The sequence below is a fragment of the Mesorhizobium newzealandense genome, assembly GCF_042682145.1.
GTDB lineage: Bacteria > Pseudomonadota > Alphaproteobacteria > Rhizobiales > Rhizobiaceae > Mesorhizobium > Mesorhizobium newzealandense.
The window spans coordinates 1-24,795 of sequence record NZ_JBHUGZ010000019.1 but is presented as its reverse complement, the minus strand read 5'-3'; the positions used below and the strand labels follow the sequence as shown (position 1 = coordinate 24,795).

The window sequence follows — 24,795 nt, the reverse complement described above, 5'->3', positions numbered from 1 at the left end:
ATGGGACGCTTTGCACGTTTGGTTCGTGAGATCACGCCAGCTTGGCTCAATCCTCGCTCCGCCCGCCATGTGGCCGCCGACACATCACCATCCGCCGCTGACGCCAGCTGGCAAGACGTGATCGACAACAAGATGTATGGGGCTGATACGCCTGATTATTCTCATATCCCGGAGCAGCCTGTTTCAGATGCGAGAAGACCGGCAGGCGACAGGCCCGCAAGCGTGAAGGATTTGCCGCGCCTTCCAAGGAAGCCGAACCCTGGCGGCGGCCAATGATGGCTACGATCCTTGGTTTTGCGCTGTTTCCACTCTGACAGGTGCGGCACCATTGATGCCGATGCCCTTTTGCTCGTCTCTACGCCGCAAATCGTAGACCGCCATCGCAGGTCAGGACCTGACCGGTCATGAAGCCGTTGGAGACAAGAAAGGCGATTGCGCCGGCGACGTCCTCGGCTTTGCCGACGCGGCCAACCGGCGTCTTGCCGGCATAGTCGGCAAAGATCGCCTGCCGCTGCTCCTCGGCCAGAAAATCCCACCAGGGCGTGTCGATGACGCCGGGCGCCACGACATTGACGCGCAGCGGCTTCAGCTCCACGGCCAGGATCGGCACCACGGTCAGAAGCATGCCGTTGATGGCGGCGATGCCGGCGACGCCCGGCATGGCAAGCTGCGCCGAGACCGCCGAGATGAAGGTGACCGATCCACTCTTTCTGAGCGTCGGCAGGGCGGCCTGCAGGCAGGACAGTTGCGGCCTTACTTTCTCGTCGACACCGCTGCCGATGTCGGTCAGGTCGAGCGTCTGGAAGGGGCCAAGGCCCTTGCCGCCGCTGGCCGCCAGGACCAGATGGTCAAAGGGGCCGAGGCGTTCGAAGAACTGGCTGACCTCGTCGGGCTTCGCGGCATCGAACGCTGCCTTGTCGACAGCGCCGCCAAGGCTCTTCCATGCGCTGTTGAGCCTGTCCTGATTGCGTCCGGTGATGGTCACCTTCATGCCGGGACCAAGCAGTTTGCGCGCAGTCGCCAGGCCGATGCCGGACGAGCCGCCGATGATGACGGCATGTTCGATCGTCTTGGTCATGAATGCTGTTCCTTCGATGTTGGGGAGGCGAGGCCGACGAGGTCCAGGCTCAGGCTGCGCAATTGCTGTCTTGCCCTGGCGTCGTAGGCCTGGGCGTCGGCGTGGGATTCCCGCAGGCCGTCGAAATAGAGGCCGCTTCGTCCCTCCAGCGCCGATGAAGTCGCAAGGTTGAGGATGGCGTCGGCACCGGTTTCGACCGAGCTCCACGGCGTGACACCTGCCTGGCGGACCATGGTGGTGTTCATGTAGCTGGCCGGATGCAGCGCGTTGACAGTGACGCCTGTGCCCTTCAGGTCCTGTGCTAGGTCGATGGTGAACAGGATCTGTGCCAGCTTGCTCTGGCAATAGGCGCGCACGCCGTCGTAGCCGTGGGTCAGCATGACATCGCCGAAGTCGATCGCCTGCTGTCCGGCCGAGGCGACATTGACGATGCGTGCCGGCGGGCTTGCCTTCAGCAATGGCAGAAGTTCCGATGTCAGCAGGAAACCGGCGAGATAGTTGACCGCGAAGCGCAGTTCGTAGCCGTCGGCACTGACCTGTCTTCTGGCGCCCTGGCCAGCCGTGCCGATGCCGGCATTGTTGATGAGGATGTCGAGCCGGTCCGTCCTGGCGCGCACGGCCTCGGCGAGGCGGCGCACCTCGACCAGCGACGAGAGATCGGCGACCAGCAGCTCGGCCTTGCCGCCGGCAGCTTCGATCTCAGTGACGGTCGCCTTGCCGCGCGCCGCATCGCGGCCATGCACCAGCACGCGGGCGCCACCGGCGCCGAGCCGTTGCGCCACGACGCGGCCGACGCCGTCGGTCGACCCGGTGACGAGGATTGTCTTGTCTTTGAGTTCCATGTTCAGAGCCTCCGTTTCGTTGCTCCGAACCAAAGATGGGACAGCTCGCGCGCGCCAAACAGTTCAAACTTTATCCTGGTATCAATACTGCTATAATAGGCTCATGGAATCCCAACCCCGTTCTGCTCCCACACACTCCGCTGAAGACAGCCGCCGGCGCGAGCTCGGCGCCTTCCTGCGCTCGCGCCGCGAAAGGCTGACGCCCTCGGCAACCGGCATTGCCACTGGTCTCAGGCGGCGTACGCCGGGCCTGCGCCGCGAGGAGGTGGCGATGATCGCCGGCGTCGGCACGACCTGGTACACATGGCTGGAGCAGGGGCGGGAGGTAAGGCCGTCGGTCGAGGTGCTGACGGCGCTCTGCGAGGCGCTGCGGCTCGACGCCGCGGAAAAGCAGCATCTGTTCATCCTCGCCGGCCGCCAGCAGCCGGAGCATCGCGCCGTGGCTCCGGAAAAGGTCGACGGCCCCTTGCTGCACATGCTGCAAAGCCTGGTGCTGCAGCCGGCCTATGTCGTCGGTCGGCGCTGGGATGTGCTGGCCTGGAACCCGGCGGCGGTCGCGGTGTTCGGCAACTACGGCCTGCTGGAGGGGGGACGCGCGCAACATCGTCCACATGGTCTTCACCAATCCGCACCACCGGCGGCTGCTGGTCGACTGGGAGGAACTGGCGCGCATCGTGCTGGCCTCGTTCCGGGCCGCGAGCGCCAGATATGTCGGCGATCCGGATTTCGAGCGGCTGATCGAATTGATGACGCGCTCGAGCCCCGAGTTTCGCGCCTGGTGGCCGCAGCGCGACGTCGCGCACCGATTGTCGGGGGTGAAGCATGTCAGGCACCCTAGCGCTGGCGCCATGACGTTCGAGCATATGAGCTTGTCGATCGGCGACGGGTCCGACATGAAGCTGATCGTCTACACGCCGCTTGCCGAGCAGAACTCGATAGCCAAGCTGCAGACATTGCTGGACGCGCTGCCGGCCGAGCGGCGCAGCGCCTGAAGCGCCTGTCCGTCAGCCCTTCGGCTTCAGCCCGTCGAGGAACAATTGCTCCAGAAAGCGTGCGGCGTCTTCGAAGCGGCCATCGCCGCCGCGGTCGGCTCCCAGCACGGCGCGGACCTGGACGTCGAAATCGGCGTAATGCTGCGTCGTCGCCCAGATCGAGAAAATCAGGTGCCAGGGGTCGGTCCTGGCGATCTTGCCGTCGCGCATCCAGCCCTTGATGACGGCGGCCTTCTCATCGACCAGCGTCTTCAGTTCGCCGGCCAGCAATGGCATGATGCGCGGCGCGCCTTGCAGGATCTCGTTGGCGAACAGCCGGCTTTCGCGCGGAAAATCGCGCGCCATCTCCAGCTTGCGCCTGATGTAGCTGCGCAATTCGGTCAGGGGATCGCCGATGTCGTCCAGTTCACGCAGCGGCGCCAGCCATGTGTCGAGCAGGCGCTGCATCAGCGTCTCGTGGATGTCCTCCTTGCGGCGGAAATAATAAAGCAGGTTCGGCTTCGACATGCCGGCGGCTTCGGCGATCTGGTCGATGGTCGAGCCGCGAAAACCGTTAGTGGAGAAAACCTCCAACGCCGCCTCGAGAATGAGTTCGCGCTTTTCCTGCTGGATGCGGGTGCGGCGAGGGGCGTCCGTGCTGGTGTTCACCGTTGCGGGCCCTCGCGTTGACGGTCATCTGGACCAATTCTCTGGACCAGTTTTTCCTTGGCCTGTGGAACGCACTTCAAGTGCCGCATTTCCGCTAGTAATCCCTTGACCGCCGACAGGGCGGTGCTAACGTTTGTCCAATCGGTCAAAAATTTGCGTAGCATGAAAACGCGGCAAAGACCAAGCGTTGGGCGCACCGAAACAGGTTACAAGGGGAAGTCTTGGTCATGTCCAACCGGCTGAAAGTCACGCCGAACGATCTCAGCGCATTCTGGATGCCGTTCACGGCAAACCGACAGTTCAAGCAGGCGCCGCGCATGATGGTGTCCGCCAAGGACATGCATTACACGACCAGCGACGGCCGCAAGGTGCTGGACGGCACCGCGGGTCTCTGGTGCGTCAACGCCGGCCACTGCCGGCCGAAGATCACCGAGGCGATCCAACACCAGGCCGCCGAGCTCGACTATGCGCCGGCGTTCCAGATGGGCCATCCGATCGTGTTCGAACTGGCCAACCGGCTGGTCGACCTCGCGCCCAAGGGCATGGACCATGTGTTCTTCACCAATTCCGGTTCGGAATCGGTCGAGACGGCGCTGAAGATGGCGATCGCCTATCACCGCGCCAAGGGCGAGGGCTCGCGCACCCGTCTGATCGGTCGCGAGCGCGGCTATCACGGCGTCAATTTCGGCGGCATCTCGGTCGGCGGCATCGTCACCAACCGCAAGATGTTCGGCACGCTGCTCGGCGGCGTCGACCACATGCCGCACACGCATCTGCCGGAAAAGAACGCCTTCACCAAGGGCGTGCCGGAGCATGGCGCGGAACTCGCCAACGAGCTGGAGCGCATCGTCGCCCTGCATGACGCCTCGACCATCGCCGCCGTCATCGTCGAGCCGGTCGCCGGTTCCACCGGCGTCATCCTGCCGCCCAAGGGCTATCTGCAGAAGCTGCGCGAGATCTGCACCAAGCACGGCATCCTTTTGATCTTCGACGAGGTCATCACCGGTTTCGGCCGTCTCGGCACGCCGTTCGCCGCCGACTATTTCGGTGTCACGCCCGACATCATGACCACCGCCAAGGGCGTCTCCAATGGCGTCATCCCGATGGGCGCGGTGTTCGTGAAGAAGGAAATCCACGACGCCTTCATGACCGGCCCCGAGCATATGATCGAGTTCTTCCACGGCTACACCTATTCGGGCAATCCGATCGCCTGCGCCGCGGCACTCGGCACGCTCGACACCTACAAGGAAGAAGGCTTGCTGACCCGCGGAGAGGAACTGGCGCCCTATTGGGAAGACGCGCTGCATTCGCTGAAGGGCGAGCCGAACGTCATCGATATCCGCAACATCGGCCTGATCGGCGCGATCGAGCTGGCGCCGATCGCCGGCCAGCCGACCAAGCGTGCCTTCTCGGCCTTCGTCAAGGCGTTCGAGCGCGGCGCGCTGATCCGCACCACCGGCGACATCATCGCGCTGTCGCCGCCGCTGATCATCACCAAGGGCCAGATCAACGAATTGATCGACCACGTGCGGGATGTTCTGCGCTCGATAGACTAAATCTGCTTTGACCTGGACGGGTGGCGACGGGAACCTCCGCCCGCCCAGGACATGAAATGAGAGGACTTGGAATGGCCGCACCCGGCGAGAATCTGCGAATCAATTCAGACCGTTTGTGGGATTCGATAATGGAGATGGCGAAGATCGGCCCCGGCATTGCCGGCGGCAACAATCGCCAGACCGTGACCGACGAGGACGGCGAGGGCCGGCGTCTGTTCAAGCGCTGGTGCGATGCGGCCGGGCTCGAAATGGGCCTCGACGAGATGGGCACGATGTTTGCCCGCCGCGAAGGCACCGACCCCAGCCTGCCGCCGGTCTATGTCGGCAGCCATCTCGACACGCAGCCGACCGGCGGCAAGTATGACGGCGTGCTCGGCGTACTGGGCGGGCTTGAAGTGGTGCGCTCGCTCAACGACCTCGGCATCAAGACCAGGCATCCGATCGTCGTCACCAACTGGACGAACGAGGAAGGCGCGCGCTTTGCCCCGGCGATGATGGCGTCCGGCGTGTTCGCCGGCGTGCTCGACCAGGCCGATGTCTACGCGCATGTCGACAAGCAAGGCAAGAAATTCGGCGAGGAGCTGGAGCGAATCGGCTGGAAAGGCTCCGAGAAGGTCGGCGAGCGCAAGATCCATGCCTTCTTCGAACTGCATATCGAGCAGGGACCGATCCTCGAGGACGAGGGCATCGACATCGGTGTCGTCACCCACGGCCAGGGGCTGAAGTGGCTGCAGGTGACGCTGACCGGCAAGGAGGCGCACACCGGTTCGACGCCGATGCCCAAGCGCCGCAATGCCGGGCTTGGCATGGCCAGGGTGATCGAACTGGTTCACGAGATCGCCATGGACTACCAGCCCGACGCCGTCGGCGCGGTCGGCCACATGGAGGTGTTTCCCAACTCGCGCAACATCATCGCCGGCCGCACCATCTTCACCATCGACATCCGTTCGCCCGAAAAGGAAGTGCTGGATGCCATGGACGGCCGCATCCGTGAAGGCATAGACACGATCTGCGAGGCGCTCGATATCCAGTACAAGATCGAGCAGGTCGGCGCCTTCGACCCGGTCACCTTCGACGCCGGTTGCGTCAAGGCGATCCGCGATGCCGCCGAACGCCTCGGCTATTCCCACCGCAACATCGTCTCCGGCGCCGGTCATGACGCCTGCTGGATCAACCGCGTTGCGCCCACCGCCATGGTGATGTGCCCCTGCGTCGACGGCCTCAGCCACAACGAGGCCGAGGACATCACGAAGGAATGGGCGTCGGCCGGCGCCGACGTGCTGTTCCATGCTGTGGTGGAGACGGCGGAGATCGTAGGATGAGCGATGGGTGAGCAGGAAGTCCTCGATTTTGATGCCTTGCTCGCGCTCATCCGCAAGGAAATTGATGAGTATGATTATTCCGCGCTCGTGAAAGATCGAACTGACTTGGTGGGTGTGCCGTTAGCCGAAGATGTCGTCGTTGCTGGCCTTGCTCGATTTCGTGGAGCATTGGTGGAGCCATACTGGATCGACGTTGATCGACGTGACACGATTGCGGATCTGGAGAGCGAGACACCGGTTGTCGAAAGATGCGCAGTGGTGACAGACGAGCGAGACGGGTACCTTTTGGCGTACCAACCTCACGAATTTCTTTTGGTTTATCGAACGGGAGATCGCTACGTGTCGATTGGTGTTCGAGGTGACGCCGTAGGTTGTTATCTGGCGATGTAGTGGGTGAAGGCAGCGATCAAAAAGAAGTCGCGCCACCAAGAACAAGGGAACACGAAAATGACCAAAGTCATCAAGAACGGCACCATCGTCACCGCCGACCGCACGTGGAAGGCCGATGTGCTGTTCAAGCACGGCAAGATCGTCGCCATCGGTTCGGACCTGCATGGCGACCACGAGTTCGACGCCACCGGCTGCTATGTTATGCCGGGCGGCATCGATCCGCACACCCATCTCGAAATGCCGTTCATGGGAACCTATTCGGCCGATGATTTCGAATCCGGCACGCGGGCGGCGCTCGCCGGCGGCACCACGATGGTGGTCGATTTCTGCCTGCCGGCGCCGCAGCAGTCGCTGCTCGAAGCCTTGCAGATGTGGGACAACAAGACCTCGAAGGCGTCCTGCGACTACTCCTTCCACATGGCGATCACCTGGTGGGGCAAGCAGGTGTTCGACGAGATGGCCACCGTCGTCGACAAGGGCATCACCTCGTTCAAGCACTTCATGGCCTACAAGGGCGCGCTGATGGTCGACGACGACGAGATGTATGCGTCGTTCCAGCGCTGCGCCGACCTTGGCGCGCTGCCGCTGGTGCATGCCGAGAATGGCGACGTGGTTGCGGCGCTTTCACAGAAGCTTCTGGCCGCCGGCAACAATGGTCCGGAGGGCCACGCCTATTCGCGGCCGCCGGAAGTGGAAGGCGAGGCGACCAACCGCGCCATCATGATCGCCGACATGGCGGGCGTGCCGCTCTATGTCGTGCATGTCTCCTGCGAGCAGAGCCACGAGGCGATCCGCCGCGCCCGCCAGAAGGGCATGCGGGTGTTCGGCGAGCCGTTGATCCAGCACCTGACGCTCGACGAGAGCGAATATTTCGACAAGGACTGGGACCATGCGGCGCGCCGCGTGATGAGCCCGCCCTTCCGCAACAAGCTGCACCAGGATTCGCTGTGGGCCGGCTTGCAGGCGGGATCGCTGCAGGTGGTGGCGACCGACCATTGCGCCTTCACCACCAAGCAGAAACGCAACGGCGTCGGCGATTTCACCAAGATCCCGAACGGCACTGGTGGGCTGGAAGACCGCATGCCGGTGCTGTGGACGACGGGCGTCAACACCGGACGGCTGACGATGAACGAGTTCGTCGCGGTGACCTCGACGAACATCGCCAAGATCCTCAACATGTATCCCAAGAAGGGCGCCATCGTCGAAGGTGCTGACGCCGACATCGTCGTCTGGGATCCGAAGCGCAAGAAGAAGATTTCCTCGAAGAAGCAGCAGTCCGTCATCGACTACAACGTCTTCGAAGGGTTCGAGGTGACCGGCCTGCCGCGCTTCGTCTTCTCGCGTGGCGAATTGTCGATCCAGGAGGCCGACGTCAAGGCCAATCCCGGCCATGGCGAGTTCGTCGGCCGCGAGCCGAACGCGGCGGTCAACCGCGCCCTGTCGACGTGGAAGGAAATTTCTGCGCCGCGCAAGGTCGAGCGCACCGGCATTCCGGCGACCGGGGTTTGAGCTTGGCGCGCTCGGCCGCGTTCATTTCACTGGTCCTGGCGGCAGTTGTCGCTGGTCCGGCAGCAGCGAGCGGCGTGCTCGCCGGCTCCTGGGGCAATGATGTCGGCTGTGCCGGCGTCAAGGCCGGTTATCAGGACAGTGACGCCTATATCGTGCTGACCGCCGAAGGCATCGAGACCTATGGCAGCGGCTGCCGGTTCGCGCAGCAATTGACGTCGGTGCTGGGTGCACAATCGCTTACTTCGACCTGTTCCGCCGAGGGTGAGGCGGGGACGACAATCGAGACCGTTGTGGTCACCAACAAGGGGGAGGATGGTTTCTTCGTGACCATTCCCGGCCTTGAGGAAATGGGGCCGCTGCAATCATGTTCCTGACGGTGCCGGTGACGGCCCCTCCTTCGATGTCGGCTTCAAGCGACAAGTGCGTCCAGTTCCGGCAGCAGGACGACGCTTTCCTGTTCGTTGGGATCGGTGCGGGCAATGACGGCGGAAGACGGGGCGCCGCTGAGATTGGCCGGCAGATGTGGCACGCCGGCAGGAATATAGAAGAGGTCGCCGGCCTTGACGACGATATGATGCTCCAGCCGGTCGCCGTACCAGGTATGGACTTCGCCGGAGAGTACGTAGATCGCCGTTTCATGGCTCTCGTGCATATGCGCCTTGGCGCGGGCGCCGGGCGGCATGGTGAGCATATGCATGCAGATGCCGGAGGAGCCGACGGTTTCAGCGGCGATCCCGGCGAAATAGGTCAATCCCTGCTTGCCTTCATAAGTGGTTTCAGGGCGGATAAGATGACAAGTGGGCGACATCGGGGAAACTCCGGGCGTCGATTGAGTGGGACAAAGGCAGTGGGACAGGGCGAGTGGAAAACAACATCGCGATAAAAGCAATCGGATTCCAGCCAGCGCCCCGGTGGCGGGAACGGGCAGGCTGCAGCCGATGACAGGGATTTCGCCAGCCGTCGTCGCGGCAAGCAAACTCGAACTGACGTTCCAGACCAATGACGGGCCGGTGCAGGCGCTGTCCAATGTCGACCTCACCATCGGCAAGGGGGAGTTCGTTTCCTTCATCGGGCCATCGGGCTGCGGCAAGACCACCTTGCTGCGCGTCATCGCCGATCTGGAGAAGCCGACCTCGGGGACGATTTCGATCAACGGCATGACGCCCGAACAGGCGCGCGAGAAACGCGCCTATGGCTATGTCTTCCAGGCCGCGGCGCTGTTTCCTTGGCGCACCATCGAGCGCAATGTCGGGCTGCCGCTGGAGATCATGGGCCTGTCCAGGGCGGAACAGGATGAGCGCATCAAGCGCACGCTCGACCTCGTCAACCTCTCAGGCTTCGAGAAGAAATATCCCTGGCAGCTGTCGGGCGGCATGCAGCAGCGCGCCTCGATTGCGCGTGCGCTGGCCTTCGACGCCGACCTTCTGTTGATGGACGAGCCGTTCGGCGCGCTGGACGAGATCGTGCGCGACCACCTCAACAAGCAATTGCTGGAACTGTGGGGGCGCACCAACAAGACCATCTGCTTCGTCACCCACTCCATTCCCGAAGCCGTCTATCTGTCGACGCGCATCGTCGTCATGTCGCCGCGCCCGGGCCGCGTCAGCGATGTCATCGAATCGACGCTGCCGAAGGAGCGGCCGCTCCACATCCGCGAGACGCCGGAATTCCTGGCGATCGCCGCGCGCGTCCGCGATGGTCTGCACGCAGGGCACAGCTATGAAGATTGAGGGAAGAGCAGACGAGCTTCCTCCTCTCCCCGACGGGGAGAGGAGAGGAGGGCCGCTAGATGGATAGCTTCCGCGACAAGCTCGTTCCGGTGACATCGATCCTCGTCGGCGTGGTCGTGCTCTGGTATGTTTTCGCCGTCATCCTTAACACGCCGTTCCAGCGCGATCTCGACCGCCGCGCCGGGGAAACGCCCGCTTTGAGTGAATTCATCGGCAAGACGCTGTCGCAGCCGAAGCCGACGCTGCCGGCGCCGCATCAGGTGGCGGTGAACTTCTTCGAAAACACGTTTCTGCGCCCCATCACCTCGAACCGCAGCCTGGTCTACAACGCCTGGGTGACGCTGTCATCGACGCTGCTTGGCTTCGCTTTCGGCACTACGCTCGGCATCATCATCGCTGTCGGCATCGTGCATGTGGCAACGCTCGACCGCAGCCTGATGCCGTGGATCATCGCCTCGCAGACCATTCCCATCCTGGCGGTGGCGCCGATGATCATCGTCGTGCTGGCGGCAATCGGCATCACCGGCCTGATCCCGAAGGCGATGATCTCGACCTATCTGTCGTTCTTCCCGGTGACGGTCGGCATGGTGAAGGGCCTGCGCTCGCCCGAGATCATGCATCTCGACCTGATGCACACCTACAATGCCAGCGCCTCGCAAACCTTCTGGAAATTGCGCGTGCCGGCCTCGGTGCCGTTCCTGTTCACCTCGATGAAGGTGGCGGTGGCGGCAAGCCTCGTCGGCGCCATCGTCGGCGAACTGCCGACAGGTGCGGTCGCCGGCATCGGCGCCAAGCTTTTGGCAGGCGCCTATTACAGTCAGTCGATCGACATTTGGTCGGCGCTGGTCGCCGGTTCGGTGGTGGCAGCACTTCTGGTCATGGTGGTCGGCATTGCCGGGCGCATCGTCGACCGCGCCATGGGCGGGAGGCCGGCATGAACTGGCTGAAACCCTCCTGGCAAGCGGTGCTGGCCATCTTGCTGTGCCTGATCGCGGTGGCGCTCGGCGCGATGTCGAAGCCGGAAGCGGCAGCGCTTGCCGAGCCGGCAGCGAGCTTCAACTACCCCTATCTCGGAACGAAGGGCTTGATGTTCGGCCTGGTCGTGCTGGCGGCGCTGGTCTCGATGACCAGGATTCCGCGCCTTGCGGAAGCGGCGGTGCTGTTTGTCGGCGCCCACCTCGTCGCCTGGCTGCTGATATCGGGCATATCCGGCTTCGAAGGCACGGCACTGGCGCCATATTTCCTGCTGCTGACCGCCGCATGGCTGCTCGGCTGGCGCTGCGTCGCAGTCCTGTCAGGTCTTCGCCCGATGGCAAGCTGGGCGCGGACTGCGTTGCGCCTGATCATCCCCGCAATCTTCGGCGCCTGGATCCTGATCATCTGGGAAGCGGTGACGCGTGGCGCCGGCATTCCCTTCATCCTTTTGCCGCCGCCGAGTGCCATCGGAGTGCGCATCGCCAGCTCACTGCCGGTGCTCGGCGCCGATGTCCGGCAGACCATCTTCAAGGCGGTGATCTTCGGCTATGTGGTGGGCAGCGGCGCCGGCTTCATCACCGCCGTGCTCGCCGATCGCGTGCCGTTCCTGCGCCGCGGCCTGCTGCCGATCGGCAACATGGTCTCGGCGCTGCCGATCATCGGCGTGGCGCCGATCATGGTGATGTGGTTCGGCTTCGACTGGCAGTCCAAGGCGGCCGTCGTCATCATCATGACCTTCTTCCCGATGCTGGTGAACACGGTCGCCGGGCTCGCCGCCTCCGGCCATATGGAGCGCGACCTGATGCGTACCTATGCGTCGGGCTACTGGCAGACGCTGCTGAAGCTCCGGCTGCCGGCAGCCGCCCCGTTCATCTTCAACGCGCTGAAGATCAACTCGACGCTGGCGCTGATCGGCGCGATCGTCGCCGAGTTCTTCGGCACGCCCGTGGTCGGTATGGGCTTCCGCATCTCGACCGAGGTCGGGCGGATGAACATCGACATGGTCTGGGCCGAAATCGCAGTTGCAGCACTTGCGGGTTCGGTCTTTTATGGCGTGGTCGCTCTTGTCGAAAGAGCCGTCACGTTTTGGCATCCCTCTGTCCGTGGTGGATAGGGCGGTGGGTTTAAGGGTACTAACTTCAGAGGGTAAAAAGATGAAAAGACTTGTTATTCCTGTTCTGGCCGGCGCGATGTCGCTTGCCGCGTTCCAGGCGATGGCCGCCGACAAGGTGACGTTGCAGCTGAAATGGGTCACGCAGGCCCAGTTTGCCGGCTACTATGTCGCCAAGGCCAAGGGTTTCTATGAGGCCGAGGGTCTCGACGTAGACATCAAGCCGGGCGGTCCCGACATTGCGCCTGAGCAGGTGATCGCCGGCGGTGGCGCCGATGTCATCGTCGACTGGATGGGCGGCGCGCTGGCGGCCCGCGAAAAGGGCGTTCCGCTGGTCAACATCGCCCAGCCGTTCAAGAAGGCCGGCATGGAGCTGGTCTGCCCGAAGGACGGCCCGATCAAGACCGAGGCTGACTTCAAGGGCCACACGCTCGGCGTCTGGTTCTTCGGCAACGAATATCCGTTCTACGCCTGGATGAACAAGCTCGGCCTGAAGACCGATGGCGGCGCGGACGGCGTCACCGTGCTCAAGCAGAGCTTCGACGTGCAGCCGCTGATCCAGAAGCAGGCGGATTGCATCTCGGTCATGACCTACAATGAGTACTGGCAACTGATCGACGCCGGCTACAAGCCGGAACAGCTGACCGTGTTCAACTATTCGGCGATGGGCAACGACCTGCTCGAGGACGGGCTCTATGCGTCGGAAGACAAGCTCAAGGATCCGGCCTTCGAGGACAAGATGGTGCGTTTCGTGCGCGCTTCGATGAAGGGCTGGAAGTATGCCATCGACAACAATGACGAAGCCGCAGGCATCGTCATGGACGGTGGCGGTCAGGACGAGAACCACCAGAAGCGGATGATGAGCGAAGTCGCCAAGCTGGTCGACAATGCCGACGGCAAGCTCGACCCGGCGACCTACGAGCGTACCGCCAAGGCGCTGCTCGACCAGAAGATCATCACCAAGGAGCCGACCGGCGCCTACACCACCGCCATCACCGACAAGGCGGTCAAGTAAGCCTAGTCAGCGACGTCTTGATCTCAAGCGCGGCGCCTTTGGCCATGTGTCAAAGGCGCCGTTCCTTTATGGTGTTCATGACGAAGCTGGTTTCGATCGAGGCGACGCATTTCAGCCGCGCGATCTTTTCCTTTATGAAGCGCTCGTACAGTTCGAGGCTGCCGGTCACCACCTTCAGCACATAGTCGCGCGAACCGGTGACGAGGTGGCATTCCAGCACCTCTTCCCAGCCGCGGATCGCGTCCTCGAACATGACGATCTCGTCCTCGTTCTGACGGCTGAGCCGGACGGTGGCGATGGCGACCATGCTCCAGCCGAAGGCAGCAGGGTCGACCAGCGTGGTGTAGCCTCTGATAACGCCGGTTTCCTCCAGCCGCCGCACCCGCCGCAGGCAGGGTGACGGCGACAGGCCGATGCGCTCGGCAAGCTCGTTGTTGGTGATGCGGGCGTCGGCCTGCAGTTCACGCAGAATCCTGCGGTCGAAATCATCGGCTATCTTCTGCTGCACTTTCGGCCACTCCAGGCAATTTGTTGCGAAGATGCAGCCATGCAAGCCCAAAAATAGCAAGGACTGGCCGAAGAGGATCGCATAAATTGCCGTGCAACACTCCTCGAAGAGCAGGAAAAAACCATGCCCGCACCGCGCCCGTCGAAAACCCATATCGGCAACCACAAGCTCCACCCGGAGACGCTGATGCTGAGCTATGGCTTTGATCCGCAGCTCTCGGAGGGCGCGGTCAAGCCGCCTGTGTTCCTGACCTCGACCTTCGTGTTCAAGTCGGCGGAAGAGGGACGCGACTTCTTCGACTATACGTCCGGCCGCAAGGAGCCGCCGAGCGGCACTGCGTCAGGTCTGGTCTATTCGCGCTTCAACCATCCCAACAGCGAGATCGTCGAGGACCGGCTGGCGATCTACGAGGGGACGGATGCCTGCATCCTGTTTTCATCCGGCATGTCGGCGATCGCGACGACACTGCTCGCCTATGCCCGGCCGGGCGACGTCATCCTGCATTCGCAGCCGCTCTATGGCGGTACCGAGACGCTTTTGACGCGCACCCTTTCCGGCTTCGGCATCGGTGCTGTCGGCTTCGCGGATGGCGTCGACGAGACCGCGGTCCGCGCGGCAGCCGACGCCGCAGTCGCGAAGGGCCGTGTCTCGGTCATCCTGATCGAGACGCCGTCAAATCCAACAAACAGCCTGGTCGACATCGCACTGATGCGCAGGATCGCCGACGAGATTGGCGCTGGCCAAGGGTCGACGCCGATTGTCGTCTGCGACAACACGCTGCTCGGACCGGTATTCCAGAGGCCGATCGAACATGGCGCCGATGTGTCCGTCTATTCGCTGACCAAGTATGTCGGCGGCCATTCCGACCTGATCGCGGGCGCCGCCATGGGCAGCAAGGCGGTCACCAAGCCGATCAAGGCGTTGCGTGGCGCGATCGGCACGCAGCTCGACCCGCATTCCTGCTGGATGCTGGGCCGCTCGCTGGAGACGCTGTCGATCCGCATGGAGCGGGCCAACGACAATGCGCGCATGGTCGCCGAATTCCTGCGCGATCATGCCAAGGTCGAGAAGGTGCATTATCTGCCGTTCCTGGGCGAGGACACGCCGGGGGGCCGCGCCTACCGGGCGCAATGCACGGGCGCCGGCTCGACATTCTCCTTCGACATACGGGGTGGCGAGAAGGCGGCCTTCGCCTTTCTCAACGGCCTGCAAATCTTCAAGCTGGCGGTGAGCCTTGGCGGAACGGAATCGCTGGCCAGCCATCCGGCGGCCATGACCCATTCGGGCATTCCCTTCGACGTGCGCCAGCGCATCGGTGTGCTGGAGACCACGGTCAGGCTGTCGATCGGTGTCGAGCATCCGGACGATCTGATCGCCGACCTGACGCAGGCGCTAGCGGCGGTCTGACGCCGCCCTTCGAACGTCCGGGACATCGCGGTCCGACAGTTTGCACGGAAGCGTTACTCGCGCGGAGCCATCCACGCCTGTAAGCGTTCTGTCGATACATCCGCGCGCCGGGGAGCCGTGGAGGATGTCATCCAGCAAACGGAGAGTCTCATGCGTATCCATTCCTTGGCACCAATGCTTTCGGCCCTGGCCATCTCGGCGTCCTTCCTCATGGCATCGCCGGCCCTGGCCGAGACGGTGAAGCTGAAAGCGACGCTCGACGGGGCCCAGCAGAACCCGCCGGTCACCACGAAAGGCAAGGGCACGGCCGCTCTCACCTTCGACACGGTTACCAAGAAGCTCAGCTGGAACGTCAAATATTCCGGGCTGAGCGGGCCAGCCACCGCCGGACACATTCACGGCCCGGCCGCGATTGGTGAAAACGCCGGAGTGGCGATCCCGTTCAAAGGCAAGTTGAAGAGCCCGATCAAGGGTTCGGCTGTCCTGACCGACGCGCAGGCCGCCGACCTGATCGCTGGCAAGGACTATGTCAACGTGCACACGGCGGCCAACAAGGACGGCGAAATCCGCGGCCAGATCGAGACCGCGAAATAGCGCAAGCCATATCGGACAAAAGGGGCGGGCGACCGCCCCTTTTTTGTTCGATCATGCCTTGTCGCGTATCTGGGTCATCGTCCGGGTCGGCGTGATTGCTTCCGGGTCGAGCCGGATTTCGACGATCGCCGGCTTGCCGCTGGCGCGGGCACGCTCGAAGGCCGCGGCGAAATCCGCCGTCTTCTCGACCGTCTCGCCGTGGCCGCCATAGGCGCGAGCCAAGGCCGCGAAGTCGGGGTTCTTGAGATCGGTGGCGACGACGCGGCCAGGATATTCGCGCTCCTGATGCATGCGGATGGTGCCGTAGATGCCGTTGTTGACGACGACGACGACGATCGGCAGGTCATACTGGACGGCGGTGGCGAACTCCTGCCCATTCATCAGGAAGCAGCCGTCGCCGGCGAAGGCGACCACGGTGCGCTCCGGAAAGAGTTCTTTCGCGGCGACTGCGGCAGGGGTGCCATAGCCCATCGAGCCTGACGTCGGTGCTGCCTGCGTGGCGAAGCGGCGGAAGCGGTGGAAGCGGTGCACCCAGGTGGCGTAATTGCCGGCGCCGTTGGTGAGGATGGCGTCGTCGGGCAACATCTTTTCGAGATAGTTCATGATCAGCCCCATCTGGACCGGGCCGGGGCCGCTTTCCGGCGGCGTCGACCAGTCGAGATAGGCGGCATGCAGATTTGGCGTCTCTGCTGCCCAGGTCGGCGCTGAGGCCGGCTTGCGCTTGGCGAAAGCTTCGACAAATGCAGCCGGCGAGGCGTTGATCGCCAATGCCGGCCGGTAGACGCGGCCGAGCTCGCCGGCGTCGGCGTGGATATGGACCAGCGTCTGGTTGGGGTAGGGGCTTTTCAAGAGCGTATAGTCGGACGATGGCATTTCGCCCATGCGGCCGCCGATCAGCAGTACGAGATCGGCCTGCTTGATCACTGTGGCCAGCTTCGGATTGATGCCGATGCCGACGTCGCCGGCATAGTTCGGATGCAGGTGGTCGAACAGCATCTGGCGGCGGAAGGAACAGCCGACCGGCAGCGACCACGCCTCGGCGATCGAGCGCATCCGCGCGACGGCCCCGGCGTCCCAGCGCGTGCCGCCGAGAATGACGAACGGCCGCTTGGCCTTGGCCAGCAATTCCTGCAGCGCGTCGAGTTCGGCTTCGCCCGGCCGGGTTTCAACCGCTGTGTGCGGCAAGGCAGCGGGCGCTTCGACGATACTGGTCAGCATGTCTTCCGGCAGCGAGATGACCACCGGGCCGGGACGGCCCGATGTCGCCACAGCGAAGGCGCGGGTGACGAATTCCGGGATGCGCGAGGCATCGTCGATCTCGACCACCCATTTGGCGATGTCGCCGAAAAACCGCTTGTAGTCCACCTCCTGGAAGGCCTCGCGCTCCTTGGCGTGACTGGCGACCTGGCCGATGAACAGGATCACGGGTATCGAATCCTGCATGGCGATGTGGATGCCGGCCGAGGCGTTGGTGGCGCCGGGGCCGCGGGTGACGAAGCAGATGCCGGGCTTGCCGGTCAGGCGGCCGTGGCAATCGGCCATCATGGCGGCGCCACCTTCCTGGCGGCAGACGATGGTGCGGATCGCTGAATCGTGCAGCGCGTCGAGCACCGCCAGGTAGGATTCGCCGGGCACGCAATAGATGCGGTCGGTGCCGTTGGCTTCGAGCGCGTCGACGATCAGTTGTCCGCCGGTCTTCATTGTCCAGACTTCTCCAGTTCGGCAAGGATTTCTTGCGTGTGCTCGCCCAGGCGCGGCGAGGGACGCTCATAGACGAGCGGCGTGCCGGACATGACCATCGGCGCGCGCACCGACGGCAGAAGATTGCCATGGCCGTCGTCGAGGTCGAGCCGCATGCCGCGGGCGATGGTCTGCGGGTCGGCAAACATCTGGCCGATCGTGTTGATCGGGCTCGCCGGCACGCTGGCCGCTTCCAGCCTTGCCAGCAGCGGATCACGATCAAAAATCTTCAGGGCCTCGATCATGTGTTCGCGCAGCTTGACCCGGTTGGCGACCCGGGCAGGATTGGTGGCGAAGTCGGGATTTGCAGGCAAATCGTCCAATCCGACTGCGGCACAGAATTTGGCGAACTGGCCGTCATTGCCGACGGCCAGGATGATGTGGCCATCCCTGACCGGCACCACCTCGTAAGGCGCGATGTTCATATGCGCATTGCCCATCTGCACCGGCGATTTTCCGGAGACGAGATAGTTCAGGTTCTGGTTGCCGAGCGCCGAGATCTGGGTGTCGAAGAGTGCCATGTCGATGTGCTGGCCTTCGCCGGTCTGTTCGGCATGGCGAAGCGCCGCCTGGATGGCGATGACCGAATAAAGACCGGTGAAGATATCGGAGATAGCGACGCCGGCCTTTTGCGGCTCACGTCCGACCTCGCCGGTGATCGACATCATGCCGGCCATGGCCTGGATGATGAAATCATAGCCGGCGCGTGGCGCGTAGGGCCCATCCTGGCCGAAGCCGGTGATCGAGCAATAGACGAGGCGGGGGTTGATTTTCTTCAGGCTGCCGAAATCGAGGCCGTATTTCTTGAGGCCCCCGAGCTTGAAGTTCTCGATCAGCACATCCGAACTCTCGACCAGCCGGCGCACGGTCTCGGCGCCCTCCGGCGTCGAGAAATCGATGGCGATGGAGCGCTTGCCGCGATTGCAGGAATGGTAGTAGGCGGCCGACAGGTTCTCGCCGTCCTTGCCCATGACGAAAGGCGGGCCCCATTTGCGGGTGTCGTCGCCACCATCGGGGCTTTCGACCTTGATGACGTCGGCGCCGAGATCGGCAAGCAATTGCCCGGCCCAGGGCCCGGCAAGGATGCGGGCGAGTTCGACGACGCGGACGCCTTTCAGCGGGGGTTCGGCCATAAATCACCAGAATTGGTCGGAACCGCAGCGGATTTTCTGTTGTGCATGTCGTTGTCCCAAAACCGCTGCACACTTTGGGGCGTCATGCACTATCAACACCTTGCGCTGCTGTCACGGCCCTTGCGCTGGGCCAAGCCTTCATCGCTTCAGCACGGTTTCGGCCCAGGCCGCGAAATCGACCATGATGATGTCGCGGTTCACCTCGTTCAGGCTTTCGTGGCGGGTGTCGGCGTAAACCTTTGAAACGAGATTCGAAAAGCCCATCTTGCGCATGCGATTGGCAAGGTGGGTGATCCCCTTGCCGCAATCCGATGCGGGGTCTTTCTCGCCGCCGACGATGCTGACGGGGAGGTCGCGCCTGATGCCGGCGAAGCCAGCATCCTTGCCGCCGTTCAGCGCCATGCCGACGACGTCGCGCCACATCGACACCGAGGCATCCCAGCCGCAGAGCGGATCGGCGGTGTATTTCGCCACTTCCGCCGCGTCGCGTGACAGCCAGTCGAACAGCGTGCGGTGGTTGGGCACCGCCTTGCCCCAGGCCTGGAAGGTAAGTTTCGGCAGCAGGCGCGAGGGGACATCCGAGCCCAGCCGCATCCTTTCCCAGCCAAGGATACCCAAGGCAAGCTGGCCGAGCAGGCCTTGCGAGAAATTGCCGTTCCAGATCGCCGCGCCATGAACCCGTGGCGAGTGCCTCAAAAGGAAGTTCAGCGCAACGGACGCGCCCATCGAATGGCCGAAAAGGATGACCGGCAGGTTCGGCTGTTCGCGGGCAATGAGATCATGAATGGCGTCGACATCGGCGATCACCTTGGCGGAGCCGTCCCTGTCGGCGAATCTGCCGAGCGGCGCATCGGGGGCCTTGGTTGCGCCGTGGCCGCGATGGTCGTGGACATAGACATGGAAGCCGCGTGGCCCGAGAAAATCGGCAAAGCGGGCATAGCGCGCGGCGTGCTCGGCCAGCCCGTGGTTGATCTGGACGACGGCACGTGGCCGGCCATCGGCCTGCCTGACGAAAAGATTGAGATCGGCACCGGTCGGCGAGGCAACCACGCGCTGCTGGCTGAATGACATGCGCTCGGTCTCCAGGCTCTGGCCGCCACCGTGGCGCCAGCTTTGTTTGCGCCGGTGCCGGTTTTGCGTCAATCCGCTTCGGCAGATTTTCGGCGACGATGTTTCTTGCGTTTGGCCAGCAAAATATCGCAATTCTGACATGGAGACAGCTTCAGTCTGTCGCCACTTTCTTCAGCGGGGATTCCCTATGCGCATTGCTGTTGTTTTCGGATTGGCCATGCTGGCGGCGTCGCTGGCCAACGCTGCGCATGCCGACGTCAAGATGAGCGGGACTTTCGTTGCCGATGCGGCCTGTCCGGCGACGCAAGCCATCAAGAACGGCAAGAACCCCGGCAATGTCTCGACCGATGCCGGACAGAGCTACCAGCTGCTTGCCGGCAACAAGGATGCGCCGACGCATTATCTCATCCTGGTGCCGGGCGCCGATCCGGAGCGCCGCTGGGTGAAAGTCAGTTGCGGCCATGTCTCCGGCAGCAGCGCCGCGACAGTGCCGGCAGCACCTGGCGGGCAAGGCAAGCCGGCGGCGTCGGGCAAGCCTGAATATGTCTTCGCGCTGAGCTGGCAGCCGGCCTTCTGCGAGACCAAGTCGAGCAAGACCGAATGCAAGGCACAGAGCGCTGGCGATTTCGACGCCACGCATTTCACCTTGCACGGGCTGTGGCCGCAGCCGAACGGCAATTTCTATTGCCAGGCGACTGCAGCCGACAAGGCCAACGACAATCCGGCACACTGGAAAGACCTGCCGCCGGTCACCCTGGAGGCCGATACCCGCACGGAACTTGATCAGGTGATGCCAGGGACAGCCTCCCATCTCGAACGGCATGAGTGGATCAAGCACGGCACCTGCTACGGCAAGAGCCAGCAAGACTATTTCTCCGACGCGCTCAATCTGATGCGTGCGGTGAACGGCTCGCCGGTGCGGGATCTCTTTGCCAAGAACATTGGTGGGAAACTGACGGCGGACCAGATCCGTGGCGCCTTCGACGGCGCCTTTGGCGCCGGGGCAGGAGACCGGGTGCGCGTCTCCTGCGTCATCGATCCGTCGAGCGGCAGGCGGCTGATCGGCGAACTGACGCTCGGCCTTGCCGGCCCGATCGGCCCCAACAGCTCGCTCAAGGACCTGCTGCTGGCTTCGGTGCCGACCAACAAGGCCGGCTGCCCGACCGGCACCGTCGACGCGATCGGATTCCAGTAAGCGCTGGCGGAACGCAGACACCGGACTGTCGCTCTGCAGCATCGTGGTGCTATGTTGCGTTGCACATCATTCGGGCGGGGGTCGCAATGGATGGCATGACGAGCAGCGCGCTGGCGCGGCTGGCTTTCTGGGCCAAGGGCATGGTCGCGATCAGCGACGGCCGCATGGAATGGCCGGGCTTTTCCTATACCGACGCCGAATGGGCGCGGATGCGAACGCTCTCCGAACCGATCGGCGCCGGCACCTACCAGATGTTCACGATCGTCAATGCGGTGATCTTCATCATCATCGCGGCGCTCGGCATTTTCGGCGTCTTCCTGCCGCTGGCGGCAGTGCTGTTCCCGGTGCCGGCAGAAACCAGCGCGCTGAAGTTTTCGCTGCTGCTGGCGGCTTACGCCTTCCTCATCATCGGCCTTGGCCTGCCGGTTTCGATGCGCCTTTCGGCTGTGCTGGTGGCCAGCAAGGCAGTGCGGGGGGCGCTGGTTTCCGCGCCCGGCGACGAGGCGTTGGCGTCAAAAGTGTCCTGGCAGATCAACCGCATCATGCTGATCATGTGCGGCCTGCTGGTGCCGGGCATCCTGCTGTTCATCGCCTACGACGTCGACGCCGGGCCGATCATCACCGCGCTGAAATGGCTGTCGATCGCGCTGATGGCGGTTTCCACGGTGGCCGGCATTCGGCGGCAGAAGAAGTCGCCGTAAGCGCACATAGCTTGCGCAGCACGATTCTATCCGAAACCGGATTCCACTTTCGGGATCGTGCTCTAGATTTGAGCGGATTGGGTCCATGCGACGGGAGTGTCGGCTTCGTGGCCGCCCGGTTCGCCGACGACGCGGTCGCGCCCGGTCGACTTCGCCTTGTAGAGGCGCTGGTCGGCAAGCGCGAACAGATCGGCAAGGCAGCGCGTCGTTTCGCCGACGCTGGACACGCCGGCGCTGACGGTCAGCTCGAAGCGGCTGGTGTTGGCGGAGGCCTTGACGGCGTGGCGGATGCTTTCGCCAAACAGCCTGGCCACCGAGTGCGGGCGCGAACTGAGAATGGCGAATTCCTCGCCGCCGATCCGGAACACCTGGTCTTCGGCGCTTGCCGCATCGCCGAGCAGGGTTGCAACCGCTTTCAGCACCTTGTCGCCTTCGGCATGGCCGAACCGGTCATTGATCGACTTGAAATGGTCGACATCGATGATCAGCAGGCTGAGCGGCCTGGCTGTGCGCAGGCTGACCTGAACCGCGGCTTCTCCATCGCTGTCGAAGCGACCCCTGTGCAGCAGACCGGTCAGGCCGTCACGGCCGACATGTTCGACCAGCGCTTCGTAGCGCTCGCGATAGGTCAGCGTGTCGAAGATGTCGGTCAGTCCGCGCGGCACCGCGATCTGGCGTTCCTCGAACCATCTGAGATAGGCTACCAGCATGGTGCTGAAGATCAGCGCGGCGGCCATCTTGGCGAACCAGCCGCCGAAGAACACCGCGATCGGCGCGCCGGCGACGAAATGCAGCGCGGTGAAGAACCCCACCTGGTCGAAGGTGAGCACGCAGGCGACCGAAATCAGGACGCGCGCGAACTGTGCCTTGCGCAGAGGACGCCCGAGCTTTTCATAGAGCAGTATGATCAGGATGGCGTCGACGAACAGCAGTGTCGTGCCCCACACCATCAGCCAGCCCATCTGGTCGATGAAGCCGATGTCGGGGAGCCTGCCGTCGGGAAGCGGGGCGATGGCATGCAGGCGCAACAGCAGCACCAGTCCGATCATCAGCGCGTTGCCGAGCAGCAGGCCATAGATCGGCTGGCGGACGGTGGCGGCATCCTCTTTCATGTAGAGCAGCAAAAGCATCACCAGCTTGCCCGAAAACAGCACCGCCGAGCCGGGCGAGACCATGCCGAACGGCAAGGCGACGTAGAAAACGCTGGCGAGGTAGGTCTCGAGAAAGTGCATGACGCCGAGCGCGCAGACGAAGACGCCGAGGCCAGTGCGCTTCCTGATCCGGAAGAGCGTCACCATGACGCTGAAGTAGACGACCGCCTCGGCAAGGAGCAGGAAACTGTTCAGCAACGCCGTCGATCCGATCTCTTCTCTTAGGAATCGCGACAAACCAGCGAGTCCGCCTCGAACCTGTTTTGACGCGGAAGGGTTAACGGAGCTTTCATCGCGTCCCGTGGCCGGTGGAAAACTTCAGCGGTTGGCGGACACTTCCGCGTGTGGCCGGCTAGATGAGGCAAAAGCGATTGCCGTTCGCCGCCGCATCGCCTACATAGCGGCCAACCTCCATTCAATTTGACAAATCCAGTCAGTTTCTCTGGGCCAGTCAGTTTTTCAGGGAAAGCGCGCGTGGCACGCCAGTTCATCTATCACATGGCCGGCCTCAACAAGGCCTATGGCACCAAGAAGGTGCTCGAGAACATCCATCTGTCCTTCTATCCGGATGCCAAGATCGGCATCCTCGGCCCCAACGGCTCGGGCAAGTCGACGATCCTCAAGATCATGGCCGGGCTCGACAAGGAGTGGAACGGCGAGGCGTGGCTGGCCGAAGGCGCCACCGTCGGCTACCTGGCACAGGAGCCGGCGCTCGATCCGGCCAAGACCGTGTTCGAGAACATCATGGAAGGCGTTGCCGCCAAGACCGCCGTCATCGAACGCTACAACGAATTGATGATGAACTATTCCGACGAGACGGCCGACGAGTCGGCCAAACTCCAGGACGAGATGGACCGGCTGAACCTGTGGGATCTCGAACAACAGGTCGAGATGGCGATGGAAGCGCTGGGCTGCCCGCCCAAGGAAGCCGAGGTCACCAAGCTGTCCGGCGGCGAGCGCCGCCGCGTGGCGCTTTGCCAGCTTCTGCTGCGCCAGCCTGACCTGCTGCTGCTCGACGAACCGACCAACCATCTCGACGCCGAAACCACGGCGTGGCTGGAAAAGCATCTGCGCGCCTATCCGGGCGCCGTGATGATCATCACCCACGATCGCTACTTCCTCGACAATGTCACCGGCTGGATCCTCGAACTCGACCGCGGCCGCGGCATTCCCTATGAGGGCAACTACACCAAATACCTCGAAGCCAAGGCCAAGCGGCTCAAGCAGGAAGGCCGAGAGGATGACGCCCGCCAGCGCGCCATCGGCCGCGAGCGCGAGTGGATCCAGTCCAGCCCGAAAGCCCGCCAGACCAAGTCCAAGGCGCGTATCCAGGCGTTCCAGGATCTGCTGGATGCCGCCGACAAGCGGCGTCCGAGCGACACACAGATCGTCATTCCGCATGGCGAGCGGCTCGGCAATGTGGTGATCGAGGCCGAAGGCCTGTCGAAGGGCTTTGGCGATACGCTGTTGATCGACGGCCTGGAATTCAAGCTGCCGCCCGGCGGCATCGTCGGCGTCATCGGTCCGAACGGCGCCGGCAAGACGACGCTGTTTCGCATGATCACCGGCCAGGAAAAGCCGGATGCCGGCTCTGTCCGCGTCGGCGAAACGGTCAAGCTCGGCTATGTCGACCAGAGCCGCGATGCGCTCGATCCGTCAAAGACGGTTTGGGAAGAGATTTCCGGCGGCGCCGAAGTGGTCAAGCTCGGCAAGTTCGAGGCCAACACGCGTGCCTATTGCGCCTCGTTCAACTTCCGTGGCGGCGACCAGCAGCAGAAGGTCGGCAATCTCTCCGGGGGCCAGCGCAACCGCGTGCACCTGGCCAAGATGCTGAAGACCGGCGGCAACGTGCTGCTGCTTGACGAGCCGACCAACGATCTCGATACGGAAACGCTGGCGGCGCTCGAAGACGCGCTGGAAAATTTTGGTGGCTGCGCGGTCATCATCTCGCACGATCGTATGTTCCTCGACCGCCTGGCGACGCATATCCTCGCCTTCGAGGGCGATAGCCATGTCGAATGGTTCGAGGGCAATTTCGAGGATTACGAGCAGGACAAGATCCGCCGCCTCGGGCCGGATGCCGTCAACCCGCACCGCATGACCTACAAGAGGCTGACGCGGTAAGGG

At 63.3% G+C, this 24,795-nt stretch carries 24 protein-coding genes and 1 pseudogene; 16 read left to right on the top strand and 9 right to left on the bottom strand.

From position 1 onward, the window contains the following. Positions 1–276, top strand: coding sequence for a hypothetical protein (locus tag ACFSOZ_RS28570; protein ID WP_379103540.1), 276 nt, complete (start codon positions 1–3; stop codon positions 274–276). 79 nt (positions 277–355) lie between these two features. Here ACFSOZ_RS28570 and ACFSOZ_RS28565 read toward each other — a convergent pair whose 3' ends face one another. Together ACFSOZ_RS28565 and ACFSOZ_RS28560 are read right to left on the bottom strand one after the other, a co-directional pair. Then, positions 356–1,078: an SDR family oxidoreductase gene (locus ACFSOZ_RS28565; RefSeq protein WP_379103538.1), complete on the bottom strand. Its 723-nt coding sequence runs from the start codon at positions 1,076–1,078 to the stop codon at positions 356–358. Further along, positions 1,075–1,920, bottom strand: coding sequence for an SDR family NAD(P)-dependent oxidoreductase (locus ACFSOZ_RS28560; protein ID WP_379103536.1), 846 nt, complete (start codon positions 1,918–1,920; stop codon positions 1,075–1,077). Before ACFSOZ_RS28560 ends, ACFSOZ_RS28565 begins: the two co-directional genes overlap by 4 nt. Positions 1,921–2,023: 103 nt before the next feature. Here ACFSOZ_RS28560 and ACFSOZ_RS28555 point away from each other — a divergent pair. Next, a pseudogene (locus tag ACFSOZ_RS28555) lies at positions 2,024–2,912 on the top strand (helix-turn-helix transcriptional regulator). Between the two features lie 12 nt (positions 2,913–2,924). On the opposite strand, the gene ACFSOZ_RS28550 reads toward ACFSOZ_RS28555, so the two are convergent. Further along, on the bottom strand, positions 2,925–3,560 hold the full coding sequence (locus ACFSOZ_RS28550; RefSeq protein WP_379103534.1) for a TetR family transcriptional regulator C-terminal domain-containing protein: 636 nt from the start codon (positions 3,558–3,560) through the stop codon (positions 2,925–2,927). Positions 3,561–3,787: 227 nt separating this feature from the next. Between ACFSOZ_RS28550 and aptA the strand changes: the two genes are divergently transcribed. From aptA to ACFSOZ_RS28525, 5 genes are all read left to right on the top strand, one after another. Next, complete coding sequence (gene aptA / locus ACFSOZ_RS28545) at positions 3,788–5,116, top strand: omega-aminotransferase AptA (protein WP_379103532.1); 1,329 nt, start codon at positions 3,788–3,790, stop codon at positions 5,114–5,116. A gap of 71 nt (positions 5,117–5,187) precedes the next feature. Beyond that, a complete protein-coding gene (locus tag ACFSOZ_RS28540; protein WP_379103857.1) occupies positions 5,188–6,438 on the top strand; it encodes a Zn-dependent hydrolase in 1,251 nt (416 codons plus the stop codon). A gap of 3 nt (positions 6,439–6,441) precedes the next feature. Then, complete coding sequence (locus ACFSOZ_RS28535) at positions 6,442–6,828, top strand: hypothetical protein (protein ID WP_379103530.1); 387 nt, start codon at positions 6,442–6,444, stop codon at positions 6,826–6,828. Positions 6,829–6,885: 57 nt separating this feature from the next. Next, the gene (gene hydA, locus ACFSOZ_RS28530) at positions 6,886–8,337 is read left to right on the top strand and encodes a dihydropyrimidinase (protein ID WP_379103529.1); all 1,452 of its coding nucleotides are present in this window, start codon (positions 6,886–6,888) and stop codon (positions 8,335–8,337) included. Between the two features lie 2 nt (positions 8,338–8,339). Further along, complete coding sequence (locus ACFSOZ_RS28525) at positions 8,340–8,711, top strand: hypothetical protein (protein ID WP_379103527.1); 372 nt, start codon at positions 8,340–8,342, stop codon at positions 8,709–8,711. Positions 8,712–8,746: 35 nt separating this feature from the next. On the opposite strand, the gene ACFSOZ_RS28520 is transcribed toward ACFSOZ_RS28525, so the two are convergent. Further along, entirely contained in the window at positions 8,747–9,145 is a 399-nt protein-coding gene (locus ACFSOZ_RS28520; RefSeq protein WP_184874971.1) for a cupin domain-containing protein, read from the bottom strand. Positions 9,146–9,275: 130 nt separating this feature from the next. On the opposite strand from ACFSOZ_RS28520, the gene ACFSOZ_RS28515 reads away from it, so the two are divergent. Genes ACFSOZ_RS28515 through ACFSOZ_RS28500 form a run of 4 tightly spaced genes read left to right on the top strand, consistent with a single transcriptional unit; the run spans position 9,276 to position 13,168 of the window. Continuing rightward, positions 9,276–10,067 (top strand): ABC transporter ATP-binding protein, encoded by a 792-nt coding sequence (locus tag ACFSOZ_RS28515; RefSeq protein ID WP_379103525.1) that lies wholly within the window; start codon positions 9,276–9,278, stop codon positions 10,065–10,067. A 59-nt stretch (positions 10,068–10,126) separates the two neighbouring features. After that, entirely contained in the window at positions 10,127–11,005 is an 879-nt protein-coding gene (locus ACFSOZ_RS28510) for an ABC transporter permease (RefSeq protein ID WP_379103523.1), read from the top strand. Next, the gene (locus ACFSOZ_RS28505) at positions 11,002–12,156 is read left to right on the top strand and encodes an ABC transporter permease (RefSeq protein ID WP_379103521.1); all 1,155 of its coding nucleotides are present in this window, start codon (positions 11,002–11,004) and stop codon (positions 12,154–12,156) included. The genes ACFSOZ_RS28510 and ACFSOZ_RS28505 overlap by 4 nt, the downstream gene beginning before the upstream one ends. Before the next feature lie 40 nt (positions 12,157–12,196). Beyond that, positions 12,197–13,168: an ABC transporter substrate-binding protein gene (locus tag ACFSOZ_RS28500; RefSeq protein ID WP_027045953.1), complete on the top strand. Its 972-nt coding sequence runs from the start codon at positions 12,197–12,199 to the stop codon at positions 13,166–13,168. 49 nt (positions 13,169–13,217) lie between these two features. Here ACFSOZ_RS28500 and ACFSOZ_RS28495 read toward each other — a convergent pair whose 3' ends face one another. Continuing rightward, positions 13,218–13,676 (bottom strand): Lrp/AsnC family transcriptional regulator, encoded by a 459-nt coding sequence (locus tag ACFSOZ_RS28495; RefSeq protein ID WP_379103519.1) that lies wholly within the window; start codon positions 13,674–13,676, stop codon positions 13,218–13,220. 123 nt (positions 13,677–13,799) lie between these two features. On the opposite strand from ACFSOZ_RS28495, the gene ACFSOZ_RS28490 reads away from it, so the two are divergent. Together ACFSOZ_RS28490 and ACFSOZ_RS28485 are read left to right on the top strand one after the other, a co-directional pair. Continuing rightward, entirely contained in the window at positions 13,800–15,083 is a 1,284-nt protein-coding gene (locus ACFSOZ_RS28490; protein ID WP_379103517.1) for a cystathionine gamma-synthase family protein, read from the top strand. 150 nt (positions 15,084–15,233) lie between these two features. After that, the gene (locus ACFSOZ_RS28485; RefSeq protein ID WP_379103515.1) at positions 15,234–15,677 is read left to right on the top strand and encodes a CHRD domain-containing protein; all 444 of its coding nucleotides are present in this window, start codon (positions 15,234–15,236) and stop codon (positions 15,675–15,677) included. Positions 15,678–15,728: 51 nt separating this feature from the next. Here the strand turns inward: ACFSOZ_RS28485 and ACFSOZ_RS28480 are convergent, their stop codons facing one another. The 3 genes from ACFSOZ_RS28480 to ACFSOZ_RS28470 form a co-directional block, all read right to left on the bottom strand. After that, complete coding sequence (locus ACFSOZ_RS28480) at positions 15,729–17,378, bottom strand: thiamine pyrophosphate-binding protein (RefSeq protein ID WP_379103513.1); 1,650 nt, start codon at positions 17,376–17,378, stop codon at positions 15,729–15,731. Beyond that, the gene (locus ACFSOZ_RS28475; RefSeq protein WP_379103511.1) at positions 17,375–18,550 is read right to left on the bottom strand and encodes a CaiB/BaiF CoA transferase family protein; all 1,176 of its coding nucleotides are present in this window, start codon (positions 18,548–18,550) and stop codon (positions 17,375–17,377) included. Before ACFSOZ_RS28475 ends, ACFSOZ_RS28480 begins: the two co-directional genes overlap by 4 nt. A 138-nt stretch (positions 18,551–18,688) precedes the next feature. Further along, positions 18,689–19,621, bottom strand: a complete 933-nt coding sequence (locus ACFSOZ_RS28470; RefSeq protein ID WP_379103508.1) for an alpha/beta fold hydrolase — start codon at positions 19,619–19,621, stop codon at positions 18,689–18,691. Positions 19,622–19,808: 187 nt separating this feature from the next. Between ACFSOZ_RS28470 and ACFSOZ_RS28465 the strand changes: the two genes are divergently transcribed. After that, positions 19,809–20,816 carry a ribonuclease T2 family protein gene (locus tag ACFSOZ_RS28465; RefSeq protein ID WP_379103506.1) on the top strand — a complete coding sequence of 336 codons (1,008 nt, stop codon included), beginning with the start codon at positions 19,809–19,811 and terminating at the stop codon, positions 20,814–20,816. Positions 20,817–20,911: 95 nt separating this feature from the next. Then, positions 20,912–21,517: a hypothetical protein gene (locus tag ACFSOZ_RS28460; protein WP_379103504.1), complete on the top strand. Its 606-nt coding sequence runs from the start codon at positions 20,912–20,914 to the stop codon at positions 21,515–21,517. 62 nt (positions 21,518–21,579) lie between these two features. On the opposite strand, the gene ACFSOZ_RS28455 is transcribed toward ACFSOZ_RS28460, so the two are convergent. After that, a complete protein-coding gene (locus ACFSOZ_RS28455) occupies positions 21,580–22,866 on the bottom strand; it encodes a GGDEF domain-containing protein (protein ID WP_379103502.1) in 1,287 nt (428 codons plus the stop codon). A 276-nt stretch (positions 22,867–23,142) separates the two neighbouring features. On the opposite strand from ACFSOZ_RS28455, the gene ettA reads away from it, so the two are divergent. Further along, on the top strand, positions 23,143–24,792 hold the full coding sequence (gene ettA, locus ACFSOZ_RS28450; protein ID WP_379103499.1) for an energy-dependent translational throttle protein EttA: 1,650 nt from the start codon (positions 23,143–23,145) through the stop codon (positions 24,790–24,792). Positions 24,793–24,795 lie beyond the last annotated feature (3 nt).